We start from the raw sequence: 11,144 nt of genomic DNA, 5'->3' as shown, positions 1-11,144 counted from the left end.
GTGAACTACCCCGTTCAATACGGTTGTGTATTCAATACAGAACTGTATCCTACTGCCATGGAAACGCCCAAGCGACGTCGCTCCGCCACCCGGGCCCGGCTGCTCGAAGGTGCCCTCGAGGTGTTCGCCGAGCGTGGCTTCCACGGCGCCTCGGTCGAGGACATCTGCGACCGGGCCGGCTTCACCCGCGGCGCGTTCTACTCGAACTTCGCTTCCAAGGACGAGTTGGTGCTCGCCCTGTTCCAGGCGACCACGGATCGCCTGCTGGAGCAGATCGCCGCGCTGCTCCCGGACCTTGCGAATCAGCCAGGAACGCTGCTCGATGCAGTCCTCGGCCTGCTGGACGAGGCCGCGCCAGACCAGCGCCAGTGGCACCTGATCTCGACGGAGTTCACCCTGCACGCCCTGCGCCACCCCGAGGCCGCGGCGGCGCTCAACCTGCAGCGCGCGATGTTCCGCGATCAGCTCACCCGGCTCGTCGAGGAGATCACCCGGGCCAGCGATCTCCAGATGAGCGTCCCGCCACAGCAGTTCGTACGCCTGGTGATCGCCGTCCACGAAGGCGCCCGCGCCCAAAGCCTGCTCGAGCCAGACCTGGTCCCGGCCGGCTCGCTGGAACACACGTTCCTACCGCTGGTACTGGACGCCGTTTCCAGTCGCACCTGACCTCAGCCGCGCCTGACAGGACGTAGTTCTAGCCGACCTTGATGTCGACGCTGTGGAGGCCAGTCGAGCCGTCCGGTGCGGGCGGGGCCTGCGCCTCGATCTGCGGGTTGCCCTGCGCGTCGAACGCCCGGACCTGCAGCACGTGGTTGCCCCTCGGCGCATCCCAGGTCCAATGCCACTGCCGCCACGTATCGATCGACGCGTCGGCTGCCAGCTCGGCCTCTTGCCACTGGCCGCCATCAACACGGACCTCGACCTTCGAGACACCCACATGCTGATCCCACGCGACTCCGGCCACAGTCACCTGACCAGTCGACGCTTTCGATCGCGGTACGTCGATCCGCGACGACAACTTGATCGGCCCCTTCTCCGACCAGCCGCGCGGAGTCCAGTACGCCTCGAACTGGTCGAAGCGGGTCACCTCGATCTCGGCCAGCCACTTCGTCGCCGAGACGTAGCCGTACAGACCCGGTACGACGATGCGCACCGGGAACCCGTGTTCCACCGGCAACGGCTGTCCATTCATCGCGAACGCCAGCATCGACTCCCGATCATCGGTCAGTGCGCTCAACGGCGTACCGGCCGTGAAGCCGTCCTTCGACGTCGACTTGATCGCGTCGGCATTGGCCGCCACTCCGGCCTCGGCCAGCAGGTCCTTGAGCAGGACGCCGGACCAGAGCGCGTTGCCGATCAGGTCGCCGCCGACCTCGTTGCTCACGCAGGTCAGCGTGACCCACTTGTGCACAACCTTGCGCTGCAACAGATCGCTGAAGTTCAGGTTGATCTCGCGATCGACCATGCCGTGGATGCGCAGCTTCCAGTCGCTCGGCATGATCAGCGGAACCGACAGCGCCGTGTCGATCCGATAGAAGTCCTCATTGGGCGTCGCCCACGGACCAGCCCCGGCAGCCTGTACTCCGGCCGGCGGGTCGAGGCTCGGCGGCAACGGCAGCTTGAGCGCGTCGCGTGCCTCCGCGACAGCTGCCCGATGCCCACCGATGACCCGGCCGAGAGCGCCGACCGCGATGGTGCCGAGGGTCACCCCGGCCGAGAGCTGGAGGAAGCCGCGGCGACTGACGCCGTCCTCGGGGTACCTGACCAGGCCGGACAGCCGGGTGGCGAAGAGCCGGAGGATGAGCAGGGCGGTGATACCGGCGACGAAGGAGGGGGCGAAGCCCGTCTGCCCGGCGTCAGGTCTGGTCGAGGCGGCGATTACCGCGACGCCCGCGAGCACGATGACGACGGCCGCGCCGGCCCAGTACCGGAGTACCGACAGGATGCCGCCGAGAGCGGCGAGGGCGAGCAGTACGACGAGGATGCCGGTCTTGAGCGCCAGCTTGTCGTGCGTCCCGAAGAGCGAGATCGCGAGGTCTTTCAGCCACGGCGGAACGCGGTCGATGAACGCCGAGCCGATCGCCACGACGGGCGTCTGGCGGGTTCCGAGAAGGGCGGCGGCCACCGAGCCTGCGGCGAGACCTGCGACGGCGGCGAGGATGCCGCCGGCAGCTGCTCTGACGAAGAGGCCTCTCCGGCCAGGCCGCGCTGGGACGTCGCTACCGGGGTCGCTCAGGGGAGACCGGACCAGAGGATGGTTCACAGCTAAACCATCGCTCGGAGCGGCGTCCGACACCAGCCAGACGCCGCATCCGTTAGTAGCGGGTAATGCGAGGGGTGGTTCAGATCCGGTCGGCCGCGGACAGCGAACCGAGGTTGGGCCGGCCGTTGGGCCAGCGACGGGCATTGTCGCGAACGCGACGGAGCTTGCCGAGGACGAGTTCCTGCTCGTCCGCCAGCTGGGACATCCACAGGCTGTCGATCTCCAGGAGGTGGTCCGGCAGCGCGTCGCGAAGCCGCCGCTTTCCCTCCTCCGTGAGGACCGCGTACGAGCCGCGGGCGTCATCGGGACAGGGCTCCCGGCGCACCAGACCGAGGTTCTCGGCGCGGTCGACCAGCCGGGTGATGCCGCCGGTGGTGACGGTCAGCTCCCGGGCGAGTGAGGTGAGACGCTGCTTCTCCCCGTGGCTGCGGGCAAGCCGCAGCAACAGTTCGAACATTGCCATTTGCAGACCACTGCGCTTGAGGGAATGGCGCATCAGGTGATCGAGTTCGGCTGCTGCTTCTCGCAGCAGGCCGTACGCGGTGATCACGTCGCTTTCCCAGGGTTCGGCGGCGTGAGTGGGTTCTGCATCGGCGAGCGCTAGGGGCGAGCAAAGCGAAGGCGCGATGGTCATGCGCGGACTCTATTAGCTGACGCGGTGACTTCGCTACACGGGGTGACCTATCGGCTACAGGTCGAGACGCGATTGATGGCAGATTGAGCGTGACTGAGGCCGTTTCAGGTGCTGCCTGTGGATAACTTCCGCGGCGGCCGGCCGATCTTTGCCAGGCTTTCCCTTGTCCGTCCGACGAGGGGAAAGCAGGAGTTTCCGATGACCGAGCCCGAAGAGAAATCCCCGTACGGCCCAGGCTTCATCGCGGCCTGCATCACCCTCACCGCCATCCTCGCCTGTGGCGCCCTCCTCCTCTTCACCGCCCCCTCCGACACCCCCAAGTCCGCCAGCAACGCCTGCGCCGACGGCTCAACGGGCGGCGCCTCCACTGGTGGCAGCGCCCCGGCCGGTGTTGGCCAACCCGGGTGTGGGACAGGCGGAGATGGCTCCCGCGACAGCGGCGGTCCAGCCTCCGAACCGACCTCTGGTCAGGAGGGATCCGGCTCGGCCACCCCACCGCCCGCCGGCGAGGCCGTGGCTCTTCCGACTGGGTCGACATCGACGGGGTCGTCCGGTACTTCGAGCAGCTGCGGCCTACCGGATGGCGACCAAGCGACACCGTCCAGCCGGCCGCCGACGGCTGACCTGTGGGAGATCAGCCGTCGAGTGGTGGTGCCGCGCTCATCGGCGTACGGGCCCGCCAAGACCGACTCCGACGGCTTCCGGAGATGCTTCGCGCATTCGCCGACCGGCGCGGTCTACGCGGCGTACAACCTGATCGCCGCCCTGGCGGACCAGACCAAGATCATCCCGACCGCGACCAAACTGATGGTCCCCGGCCGCGACACCGACCTCCTGCTCCAGGAAGTGCGCAAGGAAACCCCCGACACAGCGTCCACTCCGGCCCAGGTCGCGGGCTATCGGATCGTCGACGCCGACCGCGACCGCGTCACCATCATGCTCGCGATGCCGGCGAAGACGGAGTTCATGAGTGGCACGTTCACGCTGACCTGGCATGCCGGCGACTGGCACCTGGTGCCACCGCCAGACGCCGCCGCGGTCGGTACGCCGTACGCCCAGCACCACAACCTCAACGACTTCGTCGAATGGAGCGGTGTCTGATGTGCGGGAACTTCGACGTCGGCTGCAAGGTCAGCGAAGGCCTCGGCAACGTGATCAGCAACGCCACCGAAGGACTGGTCCGGCAGCTGTCCGACGCCGTGCTCGCCTGCCTGCACTCGCAGGCGACCTTCTGGGTGAAGATCCCCGGCCCGACGCTGGCCACCGAGGACGCCAAGCTGCACTGGACGAACCAGCCGACGATCGCCTTCCTGCAGACGCACACCTTCTGGCTGACCACCACGCTGTTCGGGCTGGCGATCATGGTGTCCGGCATCAGGCTCGCCTGGGAGCAGCGCGGCGACCCGCTCCGACAGTTGCTCAAGGCAATGATGACGTTCGCGCTGGTGTCCTCGGCCGGGACCGCCACCCTGCAACTGCTGTCCGCGTGGTCGGACAGCTTCGCCAAGAACATCGTCGACGCGGCGCTGCCGAAGGGCGAGAGCTTCGAGACCGCGATGAGAAGCGTGATGATGCAGGACGGCAGCCAGCTCGCCCAGCGGATGCCGCTGTTCCTGATCATCTTCTCCGCCCTCGGTGTGCTGTTCGGATCACTCATCCAGATCGTGCTGCTGCTGATCCGCGCGGCGATGATCGTCCTGCTGGCCGGCACGTTCCCGCTGGCGGCGGTCGCGACGCATACCGAGCTGGGTAAGGCCTGGTTCAAGAAGTTCTGCGGCTGGGCGCTGGCCTTCATCGCGTACAAACCGGCGGCCGCGTTGATCTACGCGGCCGCGATCCAGATGACCCACGAGGGCATGATCAACTCGACCGGCGACGGCCTGATCCAGACGCTGACCGGCATGATGATGCTCGGCCTCGCCGTCGTCGCCCTCCCCGCCCTCCTCCGCTTCACCGTCCCCCTGACCGCCGCAGCAGCAGGCGGCAGCTCAGGCACCGGCGCCGCGGCCATGGACCCAGGCGGTCTGGCCTCTGGTGCCGTCAACGTAGGCCGCTCCTCAGGCTCAAGCTCCGGTGCCGGCAAGGCCAGCGGAGGGGCCGGGGCCAGCTCCGGTGCGGGCGGCAGTGCGGCTGGTGCAGGCGGCGGCGCCTCCGGTGCGATCGGAGCCGGAGCGGCCGCCGGCGCAGGCCCAGCAGGCGTAGCCATGGCCGGCGCCCAAAAGGCAGCCGGCTCCATAGCCGGCGCAGTAGCCCACTCAGCCGGCGAACCAGGCGGCGGCTCCTCAGCCTCCGGCGGCTCCTCCGGTGGCTCAAGCGGCTCCCGCTCCGGCGGGTCGGGCGGATCCCGGTCCGGCGGCCCCCGCGGCGCTCGCTCAGCCGGCCCAAGCTCAGGTGGTGGCTCGCAGGCGGGCGGCTCAGGTACTGGCTCAAGCGGCGGCTCCTACGGTGGCGGCGGCCCCTCCGGCTCCGGAGGCGGCCAACCCCGCTCCAAACCTCCGCCGCCATCGGCGCCCCCAGGCCCCTCGACGTCCGACCCATCAGCGCCGTCCGGCAGTTGGTGAGCCAACCCCCGACCACCTGCACCGACAGCGCTTCCACCCGCCACCCGCCGGCCGCCGCTCGCCGCCCGGCCGCGGACCTCGGCCCCGGCCTCGTTCTTGCCGAATCCGGCTCGCGAGTTCGACAGCGAAGGTCTGCGGTGGTGGAAGAACGAGCTCCGCGAAGACCAGTGGACCTGGCTGCGCGCACTCCCCTTCAGCCACGACTTCCTGCTCAGCGGCCGCCAGATCCGGCTCTTCCACGCGTCGGCGACCAGCGTTCACCGACGCGTCCGCTTTGACCATGACGAGCAGGAGTTCCTCGGCATGTTCGAGAACACCGAAGCGACCGGCGACGGCCCGATCCCGACGGTCGTCGGCTACGGCGACACCCACGACGCCTTCTACGAGGTCGACCTGCAACGCCGAACCCTCTTCAACACCGGCAGCGTCGGCAACAGCATGTCCGACCCCACCCCTGTCTACGTCATCCTCGAAGGCATCCCCGACTCCCCCGAGGACGGCCCCTTCTCCATCCAGTTCGTCCGGGTCCCGTACGACGCCCACGCCGAACTGGAAATAGCCCGCTCCCTGTCCATGCCAGAACTCAACGGCTACGAAGCCGAAATCCTCCACGGCCTCTACCGAGGCGACCTCTACTCCAACACCACCCCCACCTACCACCGCCGCCCCCACTCCGCGATCCAACCCGCCTAGTTCGACCGGCTCGTCGTCATGCCCAGCTGTGGATAACGCTGTGCAAAAGTCTGGGGACAACGCGTCAGACAGGGAATCGATGCCATCGGCGCCAATCCCATTGTGGCTTTGTGAATTGGCCTTGGGGCGGGGTCAGCGGACGAGCAGGGCTTCGGAGCCGATGGGTTGGTAGTCGGCGGCCAGGAAGGTTCGGGTGGAGGCCGCGTTGCCGGGGGAGACCTGGGACCAGATGTGGGTGCCGGGTGGGATGAGGGCTCGGGCGGCTCGGGCAAGGTGGCGGCCGTGGCCGGTGCCCCGGGCGGAGGTGGGGACTTCGAGGGCGACCTCGAGGCGGCCGGCCAGGCCTCGGCCGGTGAGGACCAGGCCGCCGTACGGGGTGGCGTAGGCGTGGACGTCGTCGCGGTAGCGCCAGGCTCGTTCGATGCGGGGGTGGCCGCGTTCGGTGACCTCGACCAGGCCGTCGACGGCGGCGGCGCGTTCGGCCGGGTCGGTGAGGGCGGGGGCCAGGAGCATCTGGTCGATGGCGTTGACGCGGCGGCCGGTGAGTTGTTCCAGGGCGTACAGGAACGGCGGGTTGAGCGGGGCGGACAGGTCGCCGTCGGGGATCAGGCCGGCGACCCAGTCCGGCGAGACGTCCGCCGCGATCACGATGTGCGCGGTGAAGGCGACCACGCACGCCTCGCGGCCGGACGGAGCCGGTACCACCGTGATGCTCAGGTCCGGGGTGGGGAAGACGCCGCCTTCGATCCCGCGCAGAATGTCAGCCAGAGTTGTCATCACGAGCCATTGTGGAGGAGAACCCTCCCCGGCTCCTGAATTGGAGGCACACGTGCGCAAGCCTGAGTTGGTCACCGCCGAAGGGCTGCCCGAGAGCGTCACGATCTACGAGGTCGGACCGCGGGACGGGTTGCAGAACGAGGACGCGATCGTCGACGTCGCGGTCAAGGCCGAGTTCATCCAGCGGCTCGCCGCGGCCGGGCTGACCACGATCGAGACGACCAGCTTCGTGCACCCCAAGTGGGTGCCGCAGCTCGCCGACGCGGCCGAACTGCTGGCCCGCCTCGACCTGCCGGACGGACTCCGTACGCCCGTGCTGGTGCCGAACGAGCGTGGTCTCGACCGGGCGCTCGAGGCCGGCGTGAGCGAGATCGCGATCTTCGCCAGCGCGACCGAGACCTTCGCCGCGAAGAACCTGAACTCGACGGTCGACGAGCAGTTCACGATGTTCGCGCCGACCGTGCGGCGGGCGCTCGACGAAGGTCTGAGCGTCCGTGGGTACGTGTCGATGTGTTACGGCGATCCGTGGGAGGGCGACGTACCGATCGACCAGGTGGTCAAGGTCGGCGCGCGGCTGGTCGAGCTCGGCTGCCACGAACTCTCCCTCGGCGACACGATCGGCGTCGCCACGCCGGGTCAGGTCGTCGCGCTGATCCACGCTTTCGAGAAGGCCGGGGTAGGCGTGGACAAGCTGGCCGTCCACTTCCACGACACCTACGGCCAGGCGCTCGCCAACACCCTCACCGCACTGCGCGAGGGCGTCACCACCGTCGACAGCTCAGCCGGCGGCCTCGGCGGTTGCCCGTACGCCGAAAGCGCCACCGGCAACCTCGCCACCGAAGACCTCCTCTGGCAACTCGACGGCCTCGGCATCAAAACCGGCGTAGACCTGGAAAGCCTCGTCGCCACCAGCGCCTGGATGGCAAAACAACTCGGCAAGCCTTCCGCCAGCCGCGTTGTGCAAGCGCTGGCCGGGTAACAGACGCGACGACGGCCAACGGAGGAGGCGGAGCGCCGACCAGCGTCCGGGCGCCGGACCGGCAACCCGGACCAACAGCCCAGACCAACAGCCCAGACCAACAGCCCAGACCGGCAGCCCGGATCGGCAGCCCGGACCGGCAACCCGGTCTCGGTCGTTCTGCCCTAAACCCCGGCCGGTTGTCGGCGCGTGAGGGGGAGGCGTTCGCGGGTGTGGGCGTCGGCGGGGGTGTCGACGAACAGGACCAGGTCGGGATGTGCGGGCACTGCCAGCTCTGTCACGGTGAACGACAGCTCCCCGGCGACCGGATGCACCAGCCGCCGCAGCCGTGCCTCGCCATCCGCGACCTCGTGCGTCGCCCAAAGCCGTTCGAACTCCGGGCTCAGCTTGCGGAGGCGGGCCAGATCGGTCTCCCAGTCGGGATCGCCGATGTGCTCGACGTACGCCGAGCGCATCCGGGCGACCAGATACGGCACCTCGGTGTCGTAGTTCAGCAACTGGTCGCGCGCGAGCGGCTCGGTCACGATACACCAGAGCAGGTTGAGGTGGACGCAAGGCAGCGTGTGCCAGTCGTGGTAGAGATCCTTGGACGCCTTGTTGGACTGGAGAATGTCGTAGCGCTTGTTCGTGATCAACGCAGGCAGCGGATCGAGCGCGGCCAGGATCTCGCTCAGCACCGACTCGTTCGCGCAAACGCCGGTCTTCGTGCGCACCGGCGTCGCCTCGGCGAGCGAGTACAGATGCGCCCGTTCCAGATCGTTCAGCCCGAGCGTCGTCGCGACCGCATCGAGCACCTGACCACTGACGTTGATCGGCCGCCCCTGCTCGAGCCACGTATACCAAGTCACGCCGACCCCGGCCAGCTGGGCGAGCTCCTCGCGCCGAAGCCCCGGAGTACGCCGCCGCCCGCCCGGAGGCAGCCCGACGGCTTCAGGCGTCACCTTGGCGCGACGCGCCTTCAGAAACTCCCCGAGCTCAGCCCGACGTGTACTCACCGAATCATGCTGACACGCACCACCGACAAGTTTCACCGGGATTGCGGCGGCCCGGCCTCCGTACCGTAGGTCGTCAGACAGAACGGATGCCCGGCCGGATCGAGAAACACTCGGAACACGGCCGGATGCGGCTGTACCGCGGTCTTGGTCGCGCCCGCCGCGATCGCCAGCAACTCCTCGGCGTGGAGATCCGCGGCCTTGAAGTCGAGATGGCACTGCTGAGGCATGCGCGCATCCGGCCAGGTCGGCGCTCGGTAGTTGAGGTCCCGCTGGCAACCCAGGTTCGCCGAGCCGAGTTGTAGCTCGGCGTAGTGCTCCTGGGAGATGGCGATCTCCCCACCACAGATCCGCTGGTAGAACTCCGCCGGCGCGAGCGGTTCGGGGCAGTCGAGCGTCGGCCCCCAGAACGGCGCGACCACTACTGCTCGATCGGGCGCCGGATCCGCCGGACCAGGCTCTTGTCGGCGTACTGACCGATCCGGAACGTCGACCAGCCGTCGACCCCCGCGCCCACAGCGCCGCCGAGCAGTGGAACGCGCCGCGTCACCATCAGCCCCATCCGCTTGCCGCCGATCCGGGCGATGAGTTCACCGACCACCTCGCCGGCCACCATCCGGTCCAGCTCCGGGTCGAACACCGGCGCGGTCGCGATCGCCAGCGGCGACGTCGGCAGGCTCGCCTTCTTCAACCGGTCCGTCACACCGTCCTCACCGAGCAGACAGGTGATGACCGCCGTCCGCACTCGCGGATCGTCCAAATCAAAACCACGCAGATGAGCGATCGAAGCGACCATCCGAGCCTGTACCACCGCCAGCCCGGTCAAATTGGCCGGAAGCGCGACCGGCAGCGTGACCAGCCCGCCGATGCTGGTGACGAACCCCTGCACGCTGGCCAGCCGGATGTGCTGCTCGATCACCGTGTCGACCGCGAGCTCGGCATCGCCGTCGTGCTTGGTCAGATGCCGCTCGGCCACCTTCTCGGCGCCGGGAAACCGTTGGTACCCGTCGATCGCGATCTCCAGGACCTGACGGAGCACGCCGGCCGCCGCCTGCGGAGCGAACCGCTGGGCAGCAGGCGCAAGACTGCTGGCAACAAACCTGGCTACTCCGGCCACAGCACTCCCTCACAACTCGGACACCCGTCCCCGGAGACCCGTGGACAGGCGCAGCACTCTCAACTCTACGTGCCGCCCCAGTTCGCGCCACTCGGGAGAAACCCCGGCCGATCCCTTGCTTACTCAGAGGTGGGCGCGAGTGCACCGGGTGACGTACGGCATCGTCAGATTCTTGCGACCGCGCAGGTCCAGGTGCGAGTCGAGCAGCTCGGTGACCTGGTGCATCAACTCGTCGCGGTCCGCGGCCGGCATGGTGATGACGTACGACCGCGACGCGACCATGTCGAGCAGCTCGGTCCGCGTGAGCGCGTGCTCCCAGCGGATCTCGAGTCGCTCGACCGCGCGGAACGGCGTACCGATCGGTGGCGCCGAGTCGATCTCCTGGCGAGCGTGCCGGTGCAGCACCCGATCGAGCTCGGCCACCCACGGCACCGTGTGATCGCGGATGTTCCACACCAACCCGAGCGTCCCGCCGGGTGTCAGCACCCGTGCGATCTCGGGCAGCGCCACGGCGGGGTCGAACCAATGCCACGCCTGCGCCACCACGACAGCGTCAACAGCCCCGGCATCCAGCGGAATCGCCTCGGCCGATCCATCCCGTACGTCGGCCGACGGCACCGCCGCAACCAGTTCCTCGCGCATCGCAGCCAGCGGTTCGACGGCCGTCACCGCAAGCTCGCGAGCCGCCAGCAAAGACGTGAGCTTGCCCGTACCAGCGCCGAGATCGAGCACCGACTTCGCAGTACCAGGGACCAGCCAGTCGACCGCCGACACCGGATAGGACGGCCGCCCACGCTGATACGCCGCCGCCGCGTCACCGAACGATGCCGCCTGCGACTGCTTCGACCACCGCCGACTCGCGCCCTGCCGGGTCATCCCGCACGCCTGCCCGATCTCCTCCCAGCTCGCCAGCCGCTGGGACCGCAACTGCTCGATCAGCTCGGTCCGCCGATGCTCGAGCGCCGCGATCACCTCGGTCATCCGCGCCAGCCCACCGAGCCCGCCGGACCCCTCGATCTCTTCGACGATCTTCATGTCTGGCAGCATATGTTGCCAGCCTCACGGCTTGTCAACAGATGTTGCGGCCCGGGTGGGCGTGAGGTCTGTCGGCGGAGTAGGCCAGGATGG

General features: G+C 68.6%; 12 protein-coding genes. 5 read left to right on the top strand and 7 right to left on the bottom strand.

Features of this window, described 5'->3' with window-relative positions; translation table 11 throughout:
- Positions 1-57: 57 nt before the first annotated feature.
- Entirely contained in the window at positions 58-666 is a 609-nt protein-coding gene (locus tag ABD768_RS27100; protein ID WP_344845219.1) for a TetR/AcrR family transcriptional regulator, read from the top strand.
- 28 nt (positions 667-694) lie between these two features.
- Here the strand turns inward: ABD768_RS27100 and ABD768_RS27095 are convergent, their stop codons facing one another.
- The gene (locus ABD768_RS27095; protein ID WP_344845216.1) at positions 695-2,263 is read right to left on the bottom strand and encodes a molybdopterin-dependent oxidoreductase; all 1,569 of its coding nucleotides are present in this window, start codon (positions 2,261-2,263) and stop codon (positions 695-697) included.
- A gap of 79 nt (positions 2,264-2,342) precedes the next feature.
- A complete protein-coding gene (locus ABD768_RS27090) occupies positions 2,343-2,897 on the bottom strand; it encodes a MarR family winged helix-turn-helix transcriptional regulator (RefSeq protein WP_343966704.1) in 555 nt (184 codons plus the stop codon).
- Between the two features lie 198 nt (positions 2,898-3,095).
- Between ABD768_RS27090 and ABD768_RS27085 the strand changes: the two genes are divergently transcribed.
- From ABD768_RS27085 to ABD768_RS27075, 3 genes are all read left to right on the top strand, one after another.
- Positions 3,096-3,998 (top strand): DUF8175 domain-containg protein, encoded by a 903-nt coding sequence (locus tag ABD768_RS27085; protein ID WP_344845213.1) that lies wholly within the window; start codon positions 3,096-3,098, stop codon positions 3,996-3,998.
- Positions 3,998-5,458, top strand: a complete 1,461-nt coding sequence (locus ABD768_RS27080; protein ID WP_344845210.1) for a hypothetical protein — start codon at positions 3,998-4,000, stop codon at positions 5,456-5,458. Before ABD768_RS27085 ends, ABD768_RS27080 begins: the two co-directional genes overlap by 1 nt.
- A gap of 96 nt (positions 5,459-5,554) precedes the next feature.
- Positions 5,555-6,151: a metallophosphoesterase family protein gene (locus tag ABD768_RS27075; protein WP_344845207.1), complete on the top strand. Its 597-nt coding sequence runs from the start codon at positions 5,555-5,557 to the stop codon at positions 6,149-6,151.
- 132 nt (positions 6,152-6,283) lie between these two features.
- Here ABD768_RS27075 and ABD768_RS27070 read toward each other — a convergent pair whose 3' ends face one another.
- Positions 6,284-6,928, bottom strand: a complete 645-nt coding sequence (locus ABD768_RS27070) for a GNAT family N-acetyltransferase (RefSeq protein ID WP_344845204.1) — start codon at positions 6,926-6,928, stop codon at positions 6,284-6,286.
- 52 nt (positions 6,929-6,980) lie between these two features.
- Here ABD768_RS27070 and ABD768_RS27065 point away from each other — a divergent pair, with 52 nt between their 5' ends.
- A complete protein-coding gene (locus tag ABD768_RS27065) occupies positions 6,981-7,907 on the top strand; it encodes a hydroxymethylglutaryl-CoA lyase (protein ID WP_344845202.1) in 927 nt (308 codons plus the stop codon).
- A gap of 164 nt (positions 7,908-8,071) precedes the next feature.
- On the opposite strand, the gene ABD768_RS27060 is transcribed toward ABD768_RS27065, so the two are convergent.
- From ABD768_RS27060 to ABD768_RS27045, 4 genes are all read right to left on the bottom strand, one after another.
- The gene (locus ABD768_RS27060) at positions 8,072-8,902 is read right to left on the bottom strand and encodes a helix-turn-helix transcriptional regulator (RefSeq protein WP_344845199.1); all 831 of its coding nucleotides are present in this window, start codon (positions 8,900-8,902) and stop codon (positions 8,072-8,074) included.
- A gap of 32 nt (positions 8,903-8,934) precedes the next feature.
- Positions 8,935-9,321, bottom strand: coding sequence for a VOC family protein (locus ABD768_RS27055; protein ID WP_344845196.1), 387 nt, complete (start codon positions 9,319-9,321; stop codon positions 8,935-8,937).
- Positions 9,321-10,016, bottom strand: a complete 696-nt coding sequence (locus tag ABD768_RS27050) for an EcsC family protein (RefSeq protein WP_343966720.1) — start codon at positions 10,014-10,016, stop codon at positions 9,321-9,323. Before ABD768_RS27050 ends, ABD768_RS27055 begins: the two co-directional genes overlap by 1 nt.
- 123 nt (positions 10,017-10,139) lie before the next feature.
- Positions 10,140-11,051 carry a class I SAM-dependent methyltransferase gene (locus ABD768_RS27045; RefSeq protein WP_344845193.1) on the bottom strand — a complete coding sequence of 304 codons (912 nt, stop codon included), beginning with the start codon at positions 11,049-11,051 and terminating at the stop codon, positions 10,140-10,142.
- Positions 11,052-11,144: the final 93 nt, after the last annotated feature.

This window comes from Kribbella ginsengisoli (assembly GCF_039537185.1).
GTDB lineage: Bacteria > Actinomycetota > Actinomycetes > Propionibacteriales > Kribbellaceae > Kribbella > Kribbella koreensis.
This window is presented reverse-complemented; position numbering and strand designations above follow the sequence as displayed.